17 protein-coding genes and 1 pseudogene are annotated in these 21,395 nt (G+C 74.1%); 13 read left to right on the top strand and 5 right to left on the bottom strand.

Going from position 1 to position 21,395, the window contains the following annotated elements:
- Together ABZY31_RS29900 and ABZY31_RS29895 are read left to right on the top strand one after the other, a co-directional pair.
- Nucleotides 1-684, top strand: a pseudogene (locus ABZY31_RS29900) (RNA helicase); the annotation flags it as partial.
- Nucleotides 685-1,248: 564 nt separating this feature from the next.
- A complete protein-coding gene (locus ABZY31_RS29895; RefSeq protein WP_356416563.1) occupies nt 1,249-2,226 on the top strand; it encodes a tetratricopeptide repeat protein in 978 nt (325 codons plus the stop codon).
- Nucleotides 2,227-2,323: 97 nt separating this feature from the next.
- Here the strand turns inward: ABZY31_RS29895 and ABZY31_RS29890 are convergent, their stop codons facing one another.
- Complete coding sequence (locus ABZY31_RS29890) at nt 2,324-3,622, bottom strand: DUF1015 domain-containing protein (RefSeq protein WP_356416557.1); 1,299 nt, start codon at nt 3,620-3,622, stop codon at nt 2,324-2,326.
- Between the two features lie 83 nt (nt 3,623-3,705).
- Between ABZY31_RS29890 and ABZY31_RS29885 the strand changes: the two genes are divergently transcribed.
- From ABZY31_RS29885 to ABZY31_RS29870, 4 genes are all read left to right on the top strand, one after another.
- A complete protein-coding gene (locus ABZY31_RS29885) occupies nt 3,706-4,794 on the top strand; it encodes an HAD hydrolase-like protein (RefSeq protein ID WP_356416554.1) in 1,089 nt (362 codons plus the stop codon).
- 66 nt (nt 4,795-4,860) lie between these two features.
- Nucleotides 4,861-5,907, top strand: coding sequence for an iron chelate uptake ABC transporter family permease subunit (locus ABZY31_RS29880; RefSeq protein WP_356416552.1), 1,047 nt, complete (start codon nt 4,861-4,863; stop codon nt 5,905-5,907).
- Nucleotides 5,908-5,909: 2 nt separating this feature from the next.
- Nucleotides 5,910-6,989: an iron chelate uptake ABC transporter family permease subunit gene (locus ABZY31_RS29875; protein ID WP_356416560.1), complete on the top strand. Its 1,080-nt coding sequence runs from the start codon at nt 5,910-5,912 to the stop codon at nt 6,987-6,989.
- A 78-nt stretch (nt 6,990-7,067) separates the two neighbouring features.
- Nucleotides 7,068-7,916, top strand: coding sequence for an ABC transporter ATP-binding protein (locus tag ABZY31_RS29870; RefSeq protein ID WP_356416549.1), 849 nt, complete (start codon nt 7,068-7,070; stop codon nt 7,914-7,916).
- On the opposite strand, the gene ABZY31_RS29865 is transcribed toward ABZY31_RS29870, so the two are convergent.
- Complete coding sequence (locus ABZY31_RS29865) at nt 7,913-8,266, bottom strand: SCP2 sterol-binding domain-containing protein (RefSeq protein ID WP_356416546.1); 354 nt, start codon at nt 8,264-8,266, stop codon at nt 7,913-7,915. The two genes, ABZY31_RS29870 and ABZY31_RS29865, sit on opposite strands and share 4 nt — an antisense overlap.
- Before the next feature lie 64 nt (nt 8,267-8,330).
- Between ABZY31_RS29865 and ABZY31_RS29860 the strand changes: the two genes are divergently transcribed.
- From ABZY31_RS29860 to ABZY31_RS29840, 5 genes are all read left to right on the top strand, one after another.
- Nucleotides 8,331-8,609 carry a hypothetical protein gene (locus ABZY31_RS29860; protein ID WP_356416543.1) on the top strand — a complete coding sequence of 93 codons (279 nt, stop codon included), beginning with the start codon at nt 8,331-8,333 and terminating at the stop codon, nt 8,607-8,609.
- Between the two features lie 7 nt (nt 8,610-8,616).
- A complete protein-coding gene (locus tag ABZY31_RS29855; RefSeq protein WP_356416541.1) occupies nt 8,617-9,432 on the top strand; it encodes a TlyA family RNA methyltransferase in 816 nt (271 codons plus the stop codon).
- A gap of 17 nt (nt 9,433-9,449) precedes the next feature.
- Nucleotides 9,450-10,349: an NAD kinase gene (locus ABZY31_RS29850; protein WP_356416538.1), complete on the top strand. Its 900-nt coding sequence runs from the start codon at nt 9,450-9,452 to the stop codon at nt 10,347-10,349.
- 64 nt (nt 10,350-10,413) lie between these two features.
- Nucleotides 10,414-12,180, top strand: a complete 1,767-nt coding sequence (recN, locus tag ABZY31_RS29845) for a DNA repair protein RecN (RefSeq protein WP_356416535.1) — start codon at nt 10,414-10,416, stop codon at nt 12,178-12,180.
- A 227-nt stretch (nt 12,181-12,407) separates the two neighbouring features.
- Nucleotides 12,408-13,511 carry a glycosyltransferase family 4 protein gene (locus ABZY31_RS29840; RefSeq protein ID WP_356416533.1) on the top strand — a complete coding sequence of 368 codons (1,104 nt, stop codon included), beginning with the start codon at nt 12,408-12,410 and terminating at the stop codon, nt 13,509-13,511.
- Nucleotides 13,512-13,529: 18 nt separating this feature from the next.
- On the opposite strand, the gene ABZY31_RS29835 is transcribed toward ABZY31_RS29840, so the two are convergent.
- The 3 genes from ABZY31_RS29835 to ABZY31_RS29825 all read right to left on the bottom strand — a co-directional run bounded on the left by ABZY31_RS29835 (nt 13,530) and on the right by ABZY31_RS29825 (nt 18,483).
- Nucleotides 13,530-15,161: a PucR family transcriptional regulator gene (locus ABZY31_RS29835; protein WP_356416531.1), complete on the bottom strand. Its 1,632-nt coding sequence runs from the start codon at nt 15,159-15,161 to the stop codon at nt 13,530-13,532.
- 36 nt (nt 15,162-15,197) lie between these two features.
- Nucleotides 15,198-16,568, bottom strand: coding sequence for an FAD-binding oxidoreductase (locus ABZY31_RS29830; protein ID WP_356416529.1), 1,371 nt, complete (start codon nt 16,566-16,568; stop codon nt 15,198-15,200).
- Nucleotides 16,569-16,677: 109 nt separating this feature from the next.
- Entirely contained in the window at nt 16,678-18,483 is a 1,806-nt protein-coding gene (locus ABZY31_RS29825) for a glycoside hydrolase family 15 protein (RefSeq protein ID WP_356416526.1), read from the bottom strand.
- A gap of 435 nt (nt 18,484-18,918) precedes the next feature.
- Here ABZY31_RS29825 and ABZY31_RS29820 point away from each other — a divergent pair, with 435 nt between their 5' ends.
- Both ABZY31_RS29820 and ABZY31_RS29815 read left to right on the top strand, forming a co-directional pair.
- Nucleotides 18,919-20,553 (top strand): CTP synthase, encoded by a 1,635-nt coding sequence (locus ABZY31_RS29820; RefSeq protein WP_356416523.1) that lies wholly within the window; start codon nt 18,919-18,921, stop codon nt 20,551-20,553.
- Between the two features lie 90 nt (nt 20,554-20,643).
- Nucleotides 20,644-21,270 (top strand): NUDIX hydrolase, encoded by a 627-nt coding sequence (locus ABZY31_RS29815; protein ID WP_356416521.1) that lies wholly within the window; start codon nt 20,644-20,646, stop codon nt 21,268-21,270.
- Nucleotides 21,271-21,395 lie beyond the last annotated feature (125 nt).

Genomic DNA, 21,395 nt, shown 5'->3' with positions numbered 1-21,395 from the left:
CGTGGTGGCGACCGCCCCCAGAGCGGTGGCTTCCGTGGCGGCGACCGCCCGAGCTACCCCCGTCGTGATGACGACCGCGGTGGGCGCCCCCAGGGTGGCGACCGTCCGAGCTTCCCGCGTCGCGATGACCGTGGTGGCGACCGCCCGCAGAGCGGCGGCTTCCGCCGTGACGACCGCGGTGGCGACCGTCCGAGCTTCCCGCGTCGTGACGACCGTGGTGGCGACCGTCCCCAGGGCGGTGGCTTCCGTGGCGGCGACCGCCCGAGCTACCCCCGTCGTGATGACGACCGCGGTGGGCGCCCCCAGGGCGGTGGCGGCGGTTTCCGTCGTGACGACCGCGGTGGTGACCGTCCGAGCTACCCCCGTCGCGATGACGACCGCGGCAGCCGTCCGAGCTTCCCGCGTCGTGATGACGACCGTGGCGGATTCCGCGGCGGCCGTGACGACCGTGGCGGCGACCGTCCGAGCTTCCCGCGTCGCGATGACCGTGGTGGCGACCGCCCGCAGAGCGGCGGCTTCCGCCGTGACGACCGCGGTGGCGACCGTCCGAGCTTCCCGCGTCGCGATGACCGTGGTGGCGACCGTCCCCAGGGCGGCGGCTTCCGTGGCGGCGACCGCCCGAGCTACCCGCGCCGTGACGACCGTGGCGGGGACCGTCCCAGCTTCCCGCGTCGTGACGACCGTGGTGGCGACCGTCCGCAGAGCGGCGGTTTCCGAGGTCGTGACGACCGCGGTGGTGACCGTCCGAGCTACCCCCGTCGCGATGACGACCGCGGCAGCCGTCCGAGCTTCCCGCGTCGTGATGACGACCGTGGCGGATTCCGCGGCGGCCGTGACGACCGCGGTGGCGACCGTCCCAGCTTCCCGCGTCGCGACGACCGTGGTGGCGACCGTCCGCAGAGCGGCGGTTTCCGAGGTCGTGACGACCGCGGTGGTGACCGTCCGAGCTACCCCCGTCGTGATGACGACCGTGGCGGATTCCGCGGCGGTCGCGACGACCGCGGTGGCGACCGTCCCAGCTACCCCCGCCGTGACGACCGTGGTGGCGACCGTCCGCAGAGCGGCGGTTTCCGCGGCCGCGACGACCGTGGCGGCGACCGTCCGAGCTACCCCCGCCGTGACGACCGCGGCGACCGCGGTGGGTACCGTGGCGGCCGTGACGACCGCGACAGCGACTACCGCGACCGCGAGCCGATCAAGCGCCTCCCGATCGACGACGACATCACCGGTCACGAGATCGACCCGGACGTGCGCCAGGAGCTGCTGAGCCTGCCGAAGGGTCTGGCCGAAGAGGTCTCGCGCAACCTGGTCATGGTGGCCCGGCTGATCGACGAGGACCCGGAGCAGGCCTACGCCTACGCCCGCATCGCGCTGCGGCTCGCCTCCCGCGTCGCCGCCGTCCGCGAGGCCGCCGGTTTCGCCGCGTACGCCACGCAGAAGTACAGCGAGGCGCTCGCCGAGTTCCGTGCCGCGAAGCGGATGACCGGTTCGGTCGAGCTGTGGCCCGTCATGGCCGACTGCGAGCGCGGCCTCGGCCGCCCCGAGCGGGCGTTGGCGATGGCCGGCGAGCCCGAGGTGCAGAAGCTGGACAAGGCCGGCCAGGTCGAGATGCGCCTGGTCGCCGCCGGTGCCCGCCGGGACATGGGGCAGCTCGACGCCGCCATCGTGACCCTGCAGAGCCCGGAGCTGGCTTCCTCCGCCGTGCAGCCGTGGACCGCGCGCCTGCGGTACGCCTACGCCGACGCCCTGCTGGCCAACGGTCGCGAGGACGAGGCACGTGAGTGGTTCGCCAAGACGATCGAGTCCGACAAGGACGGTTCGACCGACGCCTCCGACCGGCTCGCCGAGCTGGACGGTGTCGAGTTTGTCGACGCGATGGGCGCCGAGGACCGCGAGGCCCTCAGCGACGAGGACCGCCGCGTCCAGGACTCCGACGACTCGGGTGTCGCCGAGTACTACGACGAGGACGACGAGGAGTACGAGCCGTCCGGCGCCCGTGAGGACGACGAGGACGACGCGTACGAGGCGTCCGACGCCCGCGAGATGGACGACGACGAGGACGACGAGGACGAGCTGCTCGCCCGCGTCGAGGCGGACTCCGACGTCGCGGACGAGATCGTGGTCGAGGACGATCTGATCGACGACGAGCCCGACCGCGACGAGGTCGAGCCCGACCGCGACGAGATCGACGCCGCGTTCGAGGACCAGGGCCGCGACAAGGCCTGACGCACGGCATGACGAAGGGCGGTGCCCCCCGTGGGGGCGCCGCCCTTCTGTCGTTCCGGGGCCGCGTTCCGCGGCCCGGCGTGCGCGGGGACGCCGCTCAGCCCAGGCTGCGCAGCACGAGTCCGGTGGCCGGCTTGGGCCCGAAGGAGGTCGACTTGCGGGGCATGGTGACGCCCTGGCGCGCCAGCTCCCGGACCACGTCCTCCCGTACCGGGTGGAGCAGTACCGCCGTGCCGCCGCTGCGTTCGGCCATGTCGACGGTGGCCTCGGCGTCGTGGATGTACACGATGTGGTCGGCCGCGTCCGGGACCCGCCACAGGGCGTCCAGCAGGGTCGCGTGCAGCACGGTCGCGTCCAGGCGGCGCCAGGCCTCCGGGCGGTCGTGCCGGACCGTGCGCTCGATCAGCTCCGGATCGGGGTCGGTCACCAGGTGGAAGTCGCCGTCACCGGTCAGCAGGAACGCGTTGCCCCGGGCGGAGGCCTCGCCGAGGGCGGCCAGCGCGGCCGGCAGCGGGCCGTCGACCCGGCGGACCGTGAACGATCCCGCCAGCGCGGCCAGCGCGTCGGAGACCGGCAGGCGGCGCAGCATCCGGTGGATGGCGCGGACCTGGAGCGGATAGCGGGCGGTGTCCACGAGCAGCACCAGGCCGAAGTCCCAGGGGGTGGGGCCCGGGTGCTCCTCCTGGAGGCGCAGGTACGTCGCCCAGCGGTGGTGGCCGTCGGCGATGAGGGCCTGGCGGTGGCCGAGGTCCTCGGTGACCGCGGCCACTTCGGCGGGGTCGGTGACGGCCCACAGCCGGTGGCAGAAGCCGTCCTCGGTGGTGGTCGACAGCAGGGGCGGGCGGGACGCGGTGGCCTCGACGACCTCGGCCGCCCCGGTGCCCCCGGCGGGGCCGGCGCCGTCGTCGCTGCGGTAGGTCAGCAGCAGCGGTTCGAGGTTGGCCGAGGTGGCGCGCATCAGACCGGCCCGGTCGGTGACCACGGGCGGCATGACGTCCTCGTGCGGCAGGACGACCCCGGCATCGGCCGCGGACAGGGCGAGCGCGCCGATGACCCCGCGCTGGAGCATCTCGCCCCTGCGCTGCTCGTACACGTACAGCGCGGGCTCCGGGTCGGCGCTGAGGATGCCCTCGGCGAGCCAGTCGTCGAGGGTCCGGGCGGCCTGTTCGTTGCGCGCGTCCGGGGTGGCGGCCTGGGGGAGGATCAGCCGGACGATGTTGTGCGGGTCCGCGGACTCCAGGTGGTGGAGTCCGTCAGGTCGCACGACCACGTCGTAGGGGGGCGAGGTGACGGCGGCGAGACTGCCGACGCGCTCCGGGACGTAGCGAAGCCCGGGGAAGGGCACGAGGCGCAGTCCGTCGCGCGATCCGTTGTCCTCGGTTCCTGGTGTGGTCATTCGTGCATGGTAAGTCCCGTCTCGCGATGCGGGATGATCAGGGTGGAGCACGGAATCGGCCAGAAGACGAAGGGGCGGTCAGGATGACCCGGCAGAGCAGGACCAGGCCCGCGGGCAGTGAGCGCAGTCTGCACCAGGCGTACGACACGGCCCTGCTGGACCTGGACGGGGTGGTGTATACGGGGGGCGAGGCGATCGCGCACGCGGTGGACTCGCTGCTGGCGGCGCGGGCCGACGGGATGCACCTCGCGTACGTCACGAACAACGCGCTGCGGACGCCGGACGCCGTCGCGGGGCACCTGAGCGAGCTGGGCATCCCGTCCGAGGCGGCCGAGGTGATCACCTCGGCGCAGGCGGTGTCCCGGCTGATCGCCGATCAGGTGCCGGCGGGATCCAAGGTGCTGGTCATCGGCGGTGAGGGGCTGCGGGTCGCGCTGCGCGAGCGCGGGCTCGTGCCGGTGGAGTCGGCGGACGAGGAGGACCTGGCGGCGGTGGTCCAGGGCTTCGGCGGGCCGGACCTCCCGTGGGGGCGCTTCGCGGAGGCCTCGTACGCGATCGCGCGCGGGGTGCCGTGGTTCGCGTCGAACACGGACCTGACGATCCCGAGCGCGCGGGGGATCGCGCCGGGCAACGGGGCCGCGGTGGAGGTCGTACGGATCGCCACGGGCGCCGAGCCGCAGGTGGCGGGCAAGCCGCTGCCGCCCATGCACCGCGAAACGATCCTGCGCACCGGCGCCGAGCGGCCGCTGGTGGTCGGGGACCGGCTGGACACCGACATCGAGGGCGCCTTCCACGGGGAGGTGGACTCGCTGCTCGTGCTGACCGGGGTGACGGACGGGGCGCAGCTGCTGCGGGCCGAGCCGAAGCACCGGCCGACGTACGTGGACCGGGACCTGCGGGGCCTGCTGACCGGGCAGCCCGAGGTGGAGGACGCCGGGGACGGTTTCCGCTGCGGCGGGTGGACCGCGCTCGCGCGGGACGGCGTACTGGAGCTGCGCGCCGGGGACGGCGACGGCGACGGCCGGGAGACGGATGCCGCAGACGCGGACGCGGACGCCGGGGGTGATCCGCTCGACGGGCTGCGGGCGCTGTGCGCGGCGGCCTGGACGCAGGCGGGGGACGGGTCGTGCACGCTGGACGCGGGCAAGGCGCTGGCCCGGCTCGGCCTGTAGCCGGTCGAAGAGGGTCCGGGGGCGGGGGGACTCGCAGAACGCGGAGGGTAGGCTAACCTAACTTTCGTGTTGGTCGAGAGTCCCCCCGAACAGAGCGCGGCCGCGACGGCCGCCCCCCGCCCGCGCCACGCCGCGCGCGCCGCCGGTCTGGCGGCCGCCCTCGCGGTGCTGGTGCTGATCGCGCTGGCGAGCATCGCGGTGGGCGCCAAGCAGATGCCGCTCGATCAGGTCTGGCACGGCCTGTTCCACTTCACGGGAACCCCCGCCGACGTGGTGGTCAGGGATCTGCGGGTGCCGCGGACCGTGCTCGGCCTGATGGTCGGACTCGGCCTCGGCCTCTCCGGCGCGGTGATGCAGGCGCTGACCCGCAATCCGCTGGCGGAACCCGGCATCCTCGGCGTCAACGCGGGCGCCTCGGCGGCCGTGGTCTCCGCGATCAGCTTCTTCGGGGCGTCCACCCTGAGCGCGTACGTCTGGTGGGCCTTCCTCGGCGCCGCCGTCGTCTCGGTGGTCGTCTACGTCCTCGGCGGCAGCCGCAGCGCGACGCCGGTGCGGCTCGCCCTCGCCGGTACGGCGGCCAGCGCGGCGCTGGTCGGCTACATCAACGCCGTGCAGCTCATGGACAGCAAGGCGCTGGAGAAGCTGCGCTTCTGGACCGTCGGCTCGCTGGCCTCCGCGAACATGGACACCGTCCGCCAGGTGGCGCCGTTCCTCCTGGTCGGCGCGGTCCTCGCGCTGTGCCTGGGGCGACCGCTCAACGCCATGGCGATGGGCGACGACACCGCGCGGGCGCTCGGCGCGAACCTCACCCTGACCCGGGTCACCGCGATGGCGGCGATCACCCTGCTCTGCGGTGCGGCGACCGCCGCCTGCGGTCCCATCGTCTTCATCGGGCTGATGATCCCGCACCTGGTCCGCTTCTTCACCGGCCCGGACATGCGCTGGGTGCTGGCCTACTCGGCGGTGCTCTCACCGGCCCTGCTGCTCGCCGCCGACGTCATCGGCCGGGTCATCACGCGCCCGGCGGAGCTCCAGGTCGGCATCGTCACCGCGCTCATCGGCGGTCCCGTCTTCATCACCCTCGTCCGGCGCAAGAGGATGGCCCAGCTGTGAACGTGAAGACCGCGAAGAGCGGCGCGGGTGCGAAGAGGTTCGGCGGTGCGCCCTCCCGGGGGCTGCGCGGGCCCGGCGGGATCTCCCTGCGGGTGGAGCCGCGCGCGCTGGCGGTCGGTCTGCTGCTGCTCGGCGCCGTGCTGGTGCTGGCCGTCCTGCTCATCGGCACCGGCGACTTCGAGATCGCCCCGGCGGACGTCGTCAGGACCCTGGTCGGTGACGGCACCCCCGCCCACGACTTCGTCATCAACGACCTGCGGCTGCCGCGCGTGCTCGTGGCCGTCCTGGTCGGCGCGGCCCTCGGGATGGCCGGCGGGATCTTCCAGTCCGTGTCCCGCAACCCGCTCGGCTCCCCGGACCTGCTCGGCTTCGGCTACGGGTCCGCGGTCGGCGCGCTCGTCGTGATCGTCCTGTTCAAGGGCGGCGCGGGGGAGGTGGCGACCGGCGCGGTCGTCGGAGGCGTGCTGACCGGTGTCGCGGTCTACCTGCTGGCCTACAAGCGCGGCATCCACGGCTACCGCCTCGTCCTCGTCGGCATCGGAGCCTCCGCGATGCTGATCGCCGTCATCCAGTACCTGCTGACGAAGGCCCAGCTCGTCGACGCCGCCCGGGCGATGGTCTGGCTGACCGGGTCGCTGGCCGGGCGCGACTGGGCGCAGGTGTGGCCGCTGCTGGCGACCTGCCTGGTCGTCTTCCCGCTGGTCCTGGGGCAGGGCAGGGCGCTGCGGATGATGGAGATGGGCGACGACGCCGCGTACGCGCTCGGCGTACGGGTGGAGCGCACCCGGATCCTGCTGATGTTCGCGGCGATCGTGCTGACCACGGCGGCGAGCGCCGCCGCCGGACCGATCAGCTTCGTCGCGCTGGCCGCCCCCCAGCTGGCGCGCCGGCTGACCCGCTCGCCCGGCGCCAACCTGCTGTCCGGCGCACTGATGGGCGCCGCCCTGCTGCTGGCGTCCGACTGGACCTCGCAGCGCGTCTTCGGCTCCGACCAGCTGCCGGTGGGCGTGGTGACGGGCCTGGTCGGCGGTGTCTACCTGCTGTGGCTGCTCGTCACGGAACGCAAGGCCGGGCGGATATGAGCGGCCCGCGCGCCGCGGCCCCGGCCCATCGCCCCCGAACCGTCCGGTGAACCGGGCCGGAACCCAAGGAGTACCCCAGTGCAGCGGCTGACCGCGCGGAACGTGACCCTCGGCTACGACCAGCGGGTCATCGCCGAGAACCTGTCGGTGGAGATCCCCGACCACTCCTTCACGGTGATCGTCGGACCCAACGCCTGCGGCAAGTCCACGCTGCTGCGCGCCCTGGCGCGGATGCTGAAGCCGACGGCCGGTCAGGTGCTGCTGGACGGGCACGCGATCGCCTCGATGCCCGCGAAGAAGGTGGCGAAGACGCTCGGTCTGCTGCCGCAGTCCTCGATCGCCCCCGACGGCATCACCGTCGCCGACCTGGTCTCGCGCGGCCGCTACCCGCACCAGGGCCTGCTGCGGCAGTGGTCGGCCGAGGACGAGCGGATCGTCGCCGAGTCCATGGCCTCGACCGGGGTCGCCGAACTCGCCGACCGGGCCGTGGACGAACTCTCGGGCGGCCAGCGCCAGCGCGTGTGGATCGCGATGGCCCTGGCCCAGCAGACCCCGTTGCTGCTGCTGGACGAGCCGACGACGTACCTGGACATCCAGCACCAGATCGACGTCCTGGACCTGTGCGCGCACCTGCACGAGGAGCGGGGGCGGACGCTGGTCGCGGTGCTGCACGACCTGAACCACGCGGCCCGCTACGCCACGCACCTGATCGCGATGCGCGACGGCGAGGTGGTCGCCGAGGGGCCGCCCGCCGAGATCGTCACCGCGGAGCTGGTGGAGCGGGTCTTCGGGCTGCGCTGCCAGATCATCGACGATCCGCAGACGGGGACGCCGCTGGTGATCCCGGCCGCGCGCGCGGCCCGTACGAAGACCCCCGCCGCCGCGGCCGTGCCCGGCGCCCCCGCGCAGGCGGCCGCCCGGTCCTAGAGCATGCTGCGCAGCCGCAGCAGGTCGCGGAAGCCGGCCTCCAGGCCGACCCGGCCGGAGGCCCAGGCCTTCGCGAACTTCAGCTCGCCCGCGACCATCGCCAGCAGGTCCGCGCCGGTCATCGACAGGCGGATCTCGGCCTTCGCGCGGGGCGGTCCGGGATGCGGGGAGTCCGCGTCCACCCGGATCCTGCCGCCGTCGAGACGGCCCGTGAACGTCTGGTCCAGATCGGTGATGTGGCAGCTCAGGGAGCGGTCGAGCGCGGCGGCGCCGCGCACGTCCCCGGTGGATCCGGCCAGGTTGTCGGAGAGTTTGTCGAGTGCCGCGCGGCACTCTTCGATCGTCGCCATGGTGAGCCCGACGGTACCGCAGAGCCGTGCGTGGCGGCGGCCGGCTTCGGGGTAGCGTCGGGGCATGACCGACGAAGCGCCCGAGGCCGGGCCGCAGCCCGCGCCCGGGGCCCTGTCCGACGCCGAGCCCGAGCCCGGCGCTCCCGCCCCGCTGGGCGTCGTACGCGCCCCCACCGGCCACGCCCCGGTCGACGCGGGACTCGAACGGCTGGCGGACGCCGACCACCTTCCGGCGGACGGGCACGTCCAGGTGTACGAGGATGTACACCGGGTCCTGCGCGACGAGCTGACCGCGCTCGACGCGCCGCCGCCCGCATCCACGCCGTACGACCTCAGGAGCTGAACCGAACGTGGCAGGAGTGGCACGCCGCCGCCTGGACGCCGAACTGGTGCGCCGCAACATGGCCCGCTCGCGCGAGCACGCCGCGCAGCTGATCGCCGCCGGCCGGGTCACCGTGGGCGGGGCGACCGCGACCAAGGCCGCCACCCAGGTCGAGACCGCCGCGGCGCTCGTGGTCCGCAAGGACGACAGCGACCCCGACTACGTCTCGCGGGGCGGCCACAAACTGGCCGGCGCGCTGGCCGCCTTCCGGCCGCTGGGGCTGCGCGTCGAGGGCCGCCGCGCGCTGGACGCGGGCGCCTCCACCGGCGGGTTCACCGACGTGCTGCTGCGCTCCGGCGTCGCGCACGTCGTCGCCGTCGACGTCGGCTACGGGCAGCTCGCCTGGTCGCTGCAGAGCGACGAGCGGGTCACGGTCAAGGACCGGACGAACGTCCGCGAGCTGACCCTGGAGCAGATCGACGGGATCCCCGCCGACCTGGTCGTGGGCGACCTCTCCTTCATCTCCATCGGCCTGGTGCTGCCCGCGCTGGTGCGGTGCACGGCGCCGGACGCCGACCTCGTCCTCATGGTCAAACCGCAGTTCGAAGTGGGCAAGGACCGGCTCGGCAGCGGCGGCGTCGTGCGCAGTACGGAGCTGCGCGCGGAGGCGGTGCGCGAGGTCGCCCGGCAGGCGGGGAAGCTGGGCCTGGGCGTGCTGGGCGTGACCGCCAGTCCGCTGCCCGGCCCCTCCGGGAACGTCGAGTATTTTCTGTGGCTGAGGGCGGGGGCACCGGCGCTCGACCCGGCGGATGTTGACCGTGCAGTGGCGGAGGGGCCGCAGTGACAGATTCAGCTTCAGGTTTGCCCGCACCACGTACCGTCTTCCTGCTCGCGCACACCGGCCGGCCCGCGGCCATCCGCAGCGCCGAGCTGGTCGTCCAGGGCCTGCTGCGCTGCGGGCTGGGGGTGCGCGTCCTGCGGCAGGAGGCGGCCGACCTGCCGCTGCCGCCCGAGGTGGAACTCGTCACCGACTGCACGCCCGGCGTGCTCGACGGCTGCGAGCTGCTGATCGTGCTCGGCGGGGACGGGACGCTGCTGCGCGGCGCCGAGTTCGCGCGCGGCTCCGGGGTGCCGATGCTGGGCGTCAACCTCGGCCGGGTGGGATTCCTCGCCGAGGCCGAGCGCGACGACCTGGACAAGGTGGTCGACCGGGTCGTCACCAAGGCGTACGAGGTCGAGGAGCGGATGACCCTCGACGTGTCCGTCCACACCAACGGCGACGTCGTCCACCGGGACTGGGCGCTCAACGAGGCGGCCGTCCAGAAGGTGTCGCCGGAGCGGATGCTCGAAGTGGTCCTGGAGATCGACGGCCGGCCGGTGACCGGCTTCGGCTGCGACGGGATCGTCTGCGCGACCCCCACCGGCTCCACCGCGTACGCGTTCTCCGCGGGCGGACCGGTGGTCTGGCCGGAGGTCGAGGCCCTGCTCATGGTCCCGATCAGCGCGCACGCGCTGTTCGCCAAGCCGCTGGTCACCTCGCCGGACTCGGTGCTCGCGGTGGAGGTCCAGCCCGGCACCCCGCACGGCGTCCTGTGGTGCGACGGCCGCCGGATGCTGGAGCTGCCCGCCGGGGCCCGGGTGGAGGTCCGCAGGGGCGCCGTGCCGGTCCGGCTCGCCCGGCTGCACCACGCCTCCTTCACGGACCGCCTCGTCGCGAAGTTCGCGCTTCCCGTCTCCGGCTGGCGCGGCGCGCCGCACTGATCGTTCCGGGGCCTCGCCGGGGCGCGCCCGAGGGCGCCGCGCGTGACGCGCGGGAAACCTCGGTATGGTCTGGGACGTGCTTGAGGAGATGCGGATACGGTCGCTCGGAGTCATCGACGACGCGGTGGTCGAGCTGTCGCCCGGTTTCACCGCGGTGACGGGCGAGACCGGAGCGGGCAAGACGATGGTCGTCACGAGCCTCGGGCTGCTGCTCGGTGGCCGGGCCGACCCGGCGCTCGTACGGATCGGGGCCAAGGCCGCGGTCGTCGAGGGCCGGATCGTGCTGCGCCCCGGCGCGCCCGCCGCCCTGCGCGCCGAGGAGGCCGGGGCCGAGCTGGATGACGGCGCCCTGCTGATCAGCCGCACGGTGTCCGCGGAAGGGCGCTCGCGCGCCCACGTGGGCGGCCGCTCGGTGCCCGTGGGGCTGCTCGCGGAGCTGGCGGACGATTTGGTCGCCGTCCACGGGCAGACCGACCAGCAGGGCCTGATGCGGCCGGCGCGGCAGCGCCAGGCGCTCGACCGGTACGCAGGGGACGCCGTCGCGGTCCCGCTGGAGAAGTACGCGGCCGCCCACCGGCGGCTGCGGGCCGTGGCCGGTGAACTGGACACGATCACCACCCGGGCCCGGGAGCGGGCCCAGGAGGCGGACCTGCTGCGCTTCGGCCTCGACGAGATCGCGGCCGTGGAGCCGCTTCCCGGAGAGGACGTGGAGCTGGCGGCGGAGGCCGAGCGGCTCGGCCACGCCGAGTCCCTGGCCTCGGCGGCCGCCGCCGCGCACGCCGCGCTCGCGGGCAATCCGGAGGACCCGGAGGGCGTCGACGCGAACACCATGGTCGCGGGCGCCCACCGGGCGCTGGAGGCCGTACGCGCCCACGACCCGGCGCTCGGCGTCCTCGCCGAACGGATCGGGGAGCTGGGGATCCTGCTCGCCGACGTGGCGGGGGAGCTGGCCGGTTACGCCGACGGGCTCGACGCCGATCCGCTGCGGCTGGCCGCCGTCGAGGAGCGGCGCGCCGCGCTGACCCAGCTGACCCGCAAGTACGGGTCCGCCGGGGCCGCCGGGGCGACCGTGGACTCCGTACTGGAGTGGGCCGAGCGGGGCGCCGAGCGGCTGCTGGAACTCGACGGCGACGACGAGCGGATCGCGGAGCTGACCGCCGAGCGGGACGCGCTGCGCTCCGAACTGTCGGGCCTCGCGCAGGCGTTGACCGACGCGCGGACGGAGGCCGCCGCGCGCTTCGCCTCCGCCGTGACCGCCGAGCTGGCCTCCCTGGCCATGCCGCACGCCCGCGTGAGCATCGACATCCGGCAGACCGAGGACCCCTCGGGCGAAGGCGTCGAGGTCAACGGCCGCGTGGTGGCCTACGGGCCGTCGGGAGCCGACGAGGTGGAGCTGCTGCTGGCCCCGCACCCGGGCGCGCAGCCGCGGCCGATCGCCAAGGGCGCCTCGGGCGGTGAACTCTCCCGGGTGATGCTGGCGGTCGAGGTGGTCTTCGCGGGGTCGGACCCGGTGCCGACGTACCTCTTCGACGAGGTCGACGCGGGCGTGGGCGGCAAGGCGGCCGTCGAGGTCGGCCGCCGCCTCGCCAAGCTGGCGAAGACCGCGCAGGTCGTCGTCGTCACGCACCTCCCGCAGGTGGCGGCCTTCGCGGACCGGCAGCTGCTGGTGGAGAAGACGCACGACGGGTCCGTGACCCGCAGCGGGGTCACCGTCCTGGAGGGCGAGGACCGGATCCGTGAGCTGTCGCGGATGCTGGCCGGCCAGGAGGACTCCGAGACGGCCCGGGCGCACGCGGAGGAACTGCTCGCCACGGCGCGCGCGGACGCTTAGCCGGTGCCGGTGCCGGTGCCGGGCCCGAGTCCTGTCGGTGCCCGGCCCGCGCCCGTGCGGGTGGCCGTGCCGTGAACGAACGGCCCCTGACCCTCACCCATGTGGGTGATGGTCAGGTGAATATCAGCCGCTCCCGTACGGGATCCGCACCCGTATGGTCCCGGTACGCGCGTGCGGGCTGGCATCCTGGGCGACGTCTCTGACTCCCTCCTCCAGGAGCCCCGCCCGTGAGCAGCTCCGCGGTACCCGCCCCCGCCCAGCCGTACGGGCGGCCGCCCCTGCGCACCGTCCAGGTCCTCGGCGGCGCCGGCGCGGGCAGCAGCGCGCACGTGCGCTCGCTCGCCACCGGACTCGCCGCGCGCGGGCTGCGGGTGACGGTGTGCGCGCCCGTCGAGGCCGAGGGGGAGTACGACTTCACCGGCGCCGGCGCACAGTTCGCCCCCGACGCGGTGAGCGCCCTGCGGGCCGTCTGCGCGGGCGCCGACGTGGTCCACGCGCACGGGGTGCGGGCCGCGATGCGGGCCGCGCTGGCCCTGCGCGGGCACCGGGTGCCCCTGGTGGTGACCTGGCACGGCGGCGGCCCCGCGGCCGGGGGCGCGCTCGGGCGCATCTCCCGGCTGATGGAGCGCCGGGTGGCGCGGTCGGCGGCGGTGGTCCTGGGCGCGTCCTCGGACCAGGTGGACCTGGCCCGGCTGCGGGGGGCCCGGGACGCGCGGCTCGCGCCGGTGACGGTGCCGGGGGCGCGGACACGCGGTGACCTGGAGAAGGTGCGGGCGGAACTGGGCGCGGTGGAACGGCCGTTGCTGATCGCGGTCGGCAGCCTGGTGGCGCACCGCGGCTACGGGGTGCTGCTGGACGCGGCGCGCGCCTGGCGGGAGCTGGACCCCGTACCGCTGCTGGTGATCGCGGGGGAGGGGCCGCTGCGGGCCGAGCTGACCCGGCGGATCATGGACGAGGACCTGCCCGTACGGCTGCTCGGGCGGCGCTCCGACGCGGCCGAACTGCTGGCCGCGGCCGACGTGGCGGTGCTGCCGAGCCGCTGGGAGGCGCGCTCGCTGCTGGCCCAGGAGGCCCTGCGGGCCGGGGTGGCGCTCGTGGCCACGGACGTCGGCGGCGTACCGGAGCTGGTGGGGGACGCGGCGGTCCTGGTCCCGTACGGCGATGCCGAGGCGCTGGCCCGCGCGGTGGGCGGCCTCCTGTCGTCCCCGGACCGGCGCGCCGCCCTGGCCGGGGCCGGGCGCGCCCAGGCCCGGACGTGGCCCTCGGAGGACGACACGGTGGCGCAGGTGCTGTCCGTGTACGACGAGCTGATGGAGCGCTGGGGGCGCTGACCGGCGGCCCCGCCCCCGTCAGGACGGGGAGGCGGCGCTCACGTGCCGGCGGGCCCGCAGGGCCAGGCTCAGCGACAGGACCGTCTCCGGGTCGTCCAGGTCCGTGCCCAGCAGCTCCGCGATGCGGGCCAGCCGGTTGTACAGGGTCTGGCGGTTCAGGTGCAGCTCCCGGGCCGTCTCCGCCTTGCGGCCCGCGTGCGCCAGGTACGTCTCCAGCGTGGGCAGCAGCGGCGGCTTGGAGGTCAGGTCGTGCGTGCGCAGCGCCCCGATGGCCCGCTCCACGAAGGCGGCCAGGTCCGGCTGTTCCCGCAGCCGCCACAGCAGCAGGTCGATGTCCAGCCGGCGCGCGTCGTACCACGGCCGCGCGGGCAGCCCCTGCGCGGCCGTCGCCGTCTCGGCCGCGTGCCGCAGGCCCGCGGAGGCCGCCGCCCAGCCGCCCGCGACGCCGACCACCACCGCGGGCGGGGCGCCCGCCCGGTCCAGGCCGGCCCGCTCCACCCCGGCCCGCAGCGCCGCCGCGACCCGGTCGGCGACCGTCGTACGCTCCGACTCCGCCCGCAGCGACACCAGCAGCGGCACCCGCCCCTCCACCGGCCGCACGCCCAGCAGCACCGGCACGCCGACCGCCGCGAGCTCCTCCAGCACGGCGCGGGCGAGCACCGCCCAGTTCCCCGACGCCCCGAGGTCGGAGGCCAGCCGCATGACGATCGGCAGCAGCGGCCCGGCGCCCGGCTTGAAGCCGAGGACGCGCGCCTGCGCCGGAGCGTCCTCCGCGCTGATCCGGCCCTCCGCCAGGTCGGTCAGGAAGTCCCCACGCCCCCGCGCCGCCAGCTCGTCCTCCTGGCGGGCCTGCATCAGGACCACCGCCAGCACCCCCGCGGTCCGCTCCGCCGCCATCCGGTGCACGGGCAGCAGCGGCGCGCCGACCCCCAGCAGGACGAGGCGCGCCCGGACCGACCCGGTGCCGGGTCCGCCGCCCGGTACGTCGACGACCACGGTGTGCGCGGAGGGGTCGGCCTCCCGCTGGCCGCGCAGCCCCTCCCAGACCTGGAGGGGGTCGGCCGCGGCCTCGCCCGCCGTGCTGGCGGCCGCGTAGAGCAGCTGTCCGTCGGGGGTCTCCAGGAACACCGGGTTGGCGGTGAAGTCGGCGAGGATGCGCAGGACCTGGGGGATCCCGCCGCCGCCCAGGAGCGCCTGCGTGCAGCGCCGGTGGACCTCCTCGGCGCGCTGGAGCAGGGCGTAGTGCCCGTTGACGATCTCGGTGTGGACCTCCTCCGTCACCGCGACGAAGGGCACCTCGCGGTGCAGCTGGACCAGCGGCAGCCCGGCCGCGCGCGCCGTCTCCACGATCGTCGCGGGCAGCTTGGTGAAGCGCGGCCCCAGCTCGACGACGAGCGCGGCGATCCCCCGGTCGGCGAGGCGGCGCACGAAGGCGCGCTGCTCGCTCGGCCGGGTGCCCAGCCCGAGGCCGGTGGTCAGCAGCAGCTCACCGCCCTTGAGCAGCGAGGCGATGTTGGGCACCTCGCCCGCGTGCACCCAGCGCACGGTGCGCCCGAGGCGGTCCGCGCCCGCCATGACCTCCGGCAGCCCGCTGCGCAGTCCCGGCAGCTCCAGTGCCCGCTGAACGGTGATACCGCCCTGGTTGTCCATGTCGCGGGACGCTATCAGGGGTCCGCGGGGCCGTGATCAGGCCGGTTTGATGTTGTGGTTGAAACGGAAGACGTTGTCGGGGTCGTACCGCGCCTTCACCTCGGCGAGGCGCCGCAGGTTCGCGGCGCCCAGCCCGGCCGCGACCCGCTCGGGTCCCTCGTCGCCGGTGAAGTTGAGGTACACGGCCCCCGTGCTCCAGGGCTGCACGTCGGCCCGTACGTCCTTCACCCACTGCCGGCAGCGGGCGTCGTCGGCCGGGTCCTCCCACACGGCGAAGGGGTGCACCGCCCAGGGCGCCTCCCGGTACGGCACCGGGTAGCCCGTCGGGCCGTCCGCGACCGCGCCGCTCAGCGGGAACAGCACGTGCTGGGTGGGCGTCGAGGCGGCGCGGGCGCAGAAGACGTCGAGCAGCTCGTCCGGGGCGCCGGTCAGGTACTCCGCCGACCAGTGGTTGCGCAGCCCCGGCGGGTCGTCGAGCATGCACTGGAAGTCGGCGTAGTGCAGGGCCGTGACCAGTTCCGCCGGGTGCGCGAGCGCCAGCAGCGGCGCCGCCACCTTCCGCAGCTCCTCCTCCGTGCCCGCGAAGGTGACCAGCGCGCCGCACAGCGGGGTCCCGACCAGCTCGGGCGGTACGAAGGGGGCGGGCGGCCCGGTCATGAAGATCAGCTCGCCCCCGGCCTCGGGCGGCGCCGCCTCCAGGACGTCGCGGTAGACGCGGGCCACCTCGGGCCCCGCCCCGGGCGGATACAGCAGCAGCGCCACGGCGAAGGCGGGCAGCGGGTGGGTGCGCAGGGTCAGGGAGGTCGCGACGCCGAAGTTCCCGCCGCCGCCGTGCAGGGCCCAGAACAGCTCGGGACGGTCCTCGGCGGTCGCGGTCAGGGTCTCGCCGTCGGCGGTGACCAGGTCCACGCCGAGGAGGTTGTCCACGGACAGGCCGAAGGCGCGGTCCAGCCAGCCCGAGCCGCCGCCGAGGACGAGTCCGCCGACGCCGGTGGTGGAGACGCGCCCGCCCGTGGTGGCCACCGCGTACGGCGCGCAGGCCCGGTCGAGGTCGCCCATCAGGGCGCCGCCGCCGACCCGGACGGCCCCGGCGGCCGGGTGGACCGTCACCTCGTTCATCCGGCGCAGGTCGACCACGAGGGCGCCGTCCCCGAGCCCGTCGCCCGCCACGCTGTGACCGCCGCCGCGCACCGCGATCTTCAGGTCCAGCTCGCGGGCGAAGCGGACGGCGGTGACGACGTCGGCCTCGCTCTCGCACCGGGCGATGACGGCGGGACGCCGGTCCACCATGGCGTTGAACACGGTGCGGGCGTCGTCGTACCCCGGGTCCCCCGGAGCGAGGACCTCACCGCAGAGATCGTCGCGGAGCTCGGCGAGAGCCGTGCCCGCCTTCGAGAGGGGAGCCATGGCCGCCCCCTTCCTCGCAGGGGCGTGGGGACCCCTCCAGCGTAGGAGGCGGGCCCGCGCGCGGCGCGCCGGGGAAGCGGCCCGGGGTGCGGGCCGCGCCCCCGGGCGCCTACCCCCCGTACGCGCCGCTCGCCGTCAGCCGCAGGGCGGTGTCGATCAGGGGGACGTGGCTGAACGCCTGCGGGAAGTTGCCCACCTGGCGCTGGAGGACCGGGTCCCACTCCTCCGCCAGCAGACCGAGGTCGTTGCGCAGCGAGAGCAGCTTCTCGAAGAGGCGCCGGGCCTCGTCCACGCGGCCGATCATCGCCAGGTCGTCGGCCATCCAGAACGAACACGCGAGGAAGGCCCCCTCGTCGCCCTCCAGGCCGTCCACGCCGGCCTCCTCGCCGGCCGTCGGGTAGCGCAGGATGAAGCCGTCCGGGGTCGACAGTTCGCGCTGGATCGCCTCGATCGTGCCGATGACCCGCTTGTCGTCCGGCGGCAGGAAGCCCATCTGCGGGATGAGCAGCAGCGAGGCGTCCAGTTCCTTCGACCCGTAGGACTGGGTGAAGGTGTTGCGCTCCTTGTCGTACCCCTTCTCGCACACGTCCTGGTGGATCTCGTCGCGCAGCTCGCGCCAGCGCTCCAGCGGGCCGTCCGCGTCACCGCTCTCGATCAGCTTGATCGTGCGGTCCACGGCGACCCACGCCATGACCTTCGAGTGCACGAAGTGGCGGCGCGGTCCGCGCACCTCCCAGATGCCCTCGTCCGGCTCGTTCCAGTGCGTTTCCAGGTAGCGGATCAGTTTGAGCTGGAGCAGCGACGCGTAGTCGTTGCGCGCCAGGCCCGTCATGTGGCCCAGGTGCAGGGCCTCGGTGACCTCGCCGTAGACGTCGAGCTGGAGCTGGTGCGCCGCGCCGTTGCCGACGCGCACGGGCGTGGAGTTCTCGTACCCGGGCAGCCAGTCCAGCTCGGTCTCGCCGAGCTCCCGCTCGCCCGCGATCCCGTACATGATCTGCAGGTTCTCCGGGTCGCCCGCCACCGCCCGCAGCAGCCACTCGCGCCAGGCCGCGGCCTCCGCGCGGTAGCCGGTGCGCAGCAGCGAGGACAGGGTGATCGCCGCGTCGCGCAGCCAGGTGTAGCGGTAGTCCCAGTTCCGGACGCCGCCGATCTCCTCCGGCAGGGAGGTGGTCGGCGCGGCCACGATGCCGCCCGTGGGCCCGTACGTCAGCGCCTTGAGGGTGATCAGGGAACGGACGACCGCCTCGCGGTAGGGGCCGTGGTAGGTGCACTGCTCGACCCACTCGCGCCAGAACAGCGTGGTGGCCTCCAGCGCCGCCTCGGCGTCGGGCGCCTCCGGGGGCTCCTTGTGCGATGGCTGCCAGCTGATGCAGAAGGCGATCCGCTCACCGGGAGCGACCGTGAAGTCGGAGTAGGTGGTGAGGTCCTTGCCGTAGGTCTCCGCCTCGGTGTCCAGCCACACGGAGTCCGGACCCGCGACGGCGACCGTACGGGTGTCCACCTTGTGCACCCAGGGCACCACCCGGCCGTAGCTGAACCGCATGCGAAGGGCGGACCGCATCGGCACCCGGCCACTGACGCCCTCCACGATCCGGACCAGCTGCGGGGCGTGGTCCTCGCGCGGCGGCATGAAGTCCGTCACGCGCACCGTGCCGCGCGGCGTGTCCCACTCGGACTCCAGGACCAGGGAATCGCCGTTGTACCGGCGCCGGTCGGCCCGGGGCGCGGCGGCGCCCGGCGCGAAGGCGGGGCCGATGCGCCAGAAACCGTGGTCCTCGGTCCCGAGGAGGGCCGCGAAGACGGCATGGGAATCGAAACGTGGCAGACACAACCAGTCCACCGAGCCGTCCCGGCAGACCAGCGCGGCGGTCTGCATGTCCCCGATCAGTGCGTAATCCTCGATGCGCCCGGACACTTGCAACTCCAGTCGAACGGCCACGTCCGCCCCGAGGGGCGCTTGCGTTGTGCGATTCCCGCTGAGTGATATCCGAGCAGGATATGACGGCACCCTAGTGATCTCCTTAAGTCTTGGAAGAATATGCCTGAGCCAAACGGGTGACGGTGTTGGCGTTGCCAACGGGTACGGGGGTGGCGCCGGCCGACCCGCTCGGCGGATGCCCGCGGGGCGCGCCGCGGACGCGGCCGGAGGCGGACTCTCCGGGTCGCTGATAGGCTGGTACCCCGTGGACCGGTGGTCTGCCTGTGCGAATCAGGAACCCCGAAACCGCAGCTTCGACGCCCCCGGATACTCCTTCACGGACCCCGGGGAAGGTGTCGGACTCACTCACCTCGCGACCACGGGAGCCCCCTCTTGGCGACGCCGCCCGCTGCTTTTCGAAACAGCACAGCCATGACGACCAAGCACATCTTCGTCACCGGGGGTGTCGCTTCGTCCCTCGGCAAGGGCCTCACGGCCTCCAGCCTGGGTGCGCTGCTGAAGGCGCGCGGCCTGCGGGTCACGATGCAGAAGCTCGACCCCTACCTCAACGTCGACCCGGGCACCATGAACCCGTTCCAGCACGGTGAGGTGTTCGTCACCAACGACGGCGCCGAGACCGACCTGGACATCGGGCACTACGAGCGCTTCCTCGACGTCGACCTCGACGGCTCGGCCAACGTCACCACCGGCCAGGTCTACTCGCAGGTCATCGCCAAGGAGCGGCGCGGCGAGTACCTCGGCGACACGGTGCAGGTCATCCCGCACATCACCAACGAGATCAAGCACCGCATCCGGCGGATGGCGACCGACGACGTCGACGTCGTCATCACCGAGGTCGGCGGCACGGTCGGCGACATCGAGTCCCTGCCGTTCCTGGAGACCGTCCGCCAGGTCCGCCACGAGGTCGGCCGCGACAACGTCTTCGTCGTGCACATCTCGCTGCTGCCCTACATCGGCCCCTCCGGCGAGCTGAAGACCAAGCCGACCCAGCACTCGGTCGCGGCCCTGCGCAACATCGGCATCCAGCCCGACGCGATCGTGCTGCGCGCCGACCGCGAGGTCCCGACCTCCATCAAGCGCAAGATCTCGCTGATGTGCGACGTCGACGAGGCCGCGGTCGTCGCCGCGATCGACGCCAAGTCGATCTACGACATCCCGAAGGTCCTGCACACCGAGGGCCTGGACGCCTATGTCGTGCGCAAGCTCGACCTGCCCTTCCGCGACGTCGACTGGCGCGTCTGGGAGGACCTGCTGGACCGGGTCCACAACCCCGACCACGAGGTCAAGGTCGCGCTGGTCGGCAAGTACATCGACCTGCCCGACGCCTACCTGTCGGTGACCGAGGCGCTGCGCGCCGGCGGTTTCGCCAACAAGGCCCGCGTCCAGATCAAGTGGGTCACCTCCGACGACTGCAAGACCCCGGCCGGCGCCGCCGCGCAGCTGTCCGACGTGGACGCGATCTGCGTGCCCGGCGGCTTCGGCGACCGCGGCGTCAACGGCAAGGTCGGCGCGATCACCTACGCCCGCGAGAACAAGATCCCGCTGCTCGGCCTGTGCCTGGGCCTGCAATGCGTGGTCATCGAGGCCGCGCGCAACCTGGCGGGCATCGAGGACGCGAACTCCACCGAGTTCGACGCCTCCACCCCCCACCCGGTGATCTCCACGATGGAGGAGCAGCTGGCCTTCGTCGAGGGCGCGGGCGACCTGGGCGGCACCATGCGCCTGGGCATGTACCCGGCGAAGCTCGCCGAGGGCTCGATCGTGCGCGAGGTCTACGACGACCAGCCGTACGTCGAGGAGCGCCACCGCCACCGCTACGAGGTGAACAACGCCTACCGCGGCGAGCTGGAGAAGAAGGCGGGCCTCGTCTTCTCCGGCACCTCCCCCGACAACAAGCTCGTCGAGTACGTCGAGTACCCGCGCGAGGTGCACCCCTACCTGGTGGCCACCCAGGCCCACCCGGAGCTGCGCTCGCGTCCGACCCGCCCGCACCCGCTCTTCGCGGGGCTGGTCAAGGCGGCCGTGGCGCGCCAGCAGGGCGCGTAGGCGCGGAGCCGACCGCCCTACGGTCGATACGGTAGGCAGCCGGGGCACGAACCGTGTCCCGGCTGTCGCGTTTCCCGGGAGGGTATGGCCATGGGCATCACTGACACGGCGGAGTCGTGGGAGGTCGTCGCCGCGCGGACCCCGTTCGAGGGCGCGAAGACGGCGGTCCGGTCGGACCAGGTCCGGATGCCGGACGGAGCCGTCGTGCGGCGCGACTACCAGGTGCACCCGGGATCGGTGTGCGTACTGGCGCTGGACGAGGAGGACCGGGTCCTGGTGCTGCGGCAGTACCGGCACCCGGTGCGGCACCGGCTGTGGGAGCTGCCGGCAGGGCTGCTCGACGTACCGGGGGAGAACCCGCTGCACGCGGCGCGGCGGGAGCTGTACGAGGAGACCCACGTCCAGGCGGAGTCCTGGTGGGTGCTCGCCGACTTCTTCGCCTCGCCCGGCGGGTCGGACGAGGCGATCCGGATCTTCCTGGCGCGGGACCTCGCGGAGGCGGAGGGGGACCGGTTCGCCGTCTCGGACGAGGAGGCGGACATGGAGCTGGCGCGGGTGCCGTTGGGGGAGCTGGTGCGGGGGGTGCTGGCGGGGGAGCTGGCGAACGCCGGGCTGGTCACCGGCGTCCTCGCGCTGAGCGCGGCGCTGGCCGGTGACGGGGTCGCGGCCCTCCGCCCGGCCGACGCCCCTTGGCCGGCCCGGCCGTACCAGGCGTAGGCCGCCGGGGGCCTTACCCCGGGTCCCGCGCCCGGGCCCGGGGCCGCGTCTCAGACCGTCCCGGGACTGCCCGGGCGGCCTGCGCGCGGTGCGGCCCGAACTGGGCCTGGAACTGCTCCTGCGCC

Source organism: Streptomyces sp. NPDC006529 (assembly GCF_040611795.1).
Lineage (GTDB): Bacteria > Actinomycetota > Actinomycetes > Streptomycetales > Streptomycetaceae > Streptomyces.
This window is presented reverse-complemented; position numbering and strand designations above follow the sequence as displayed.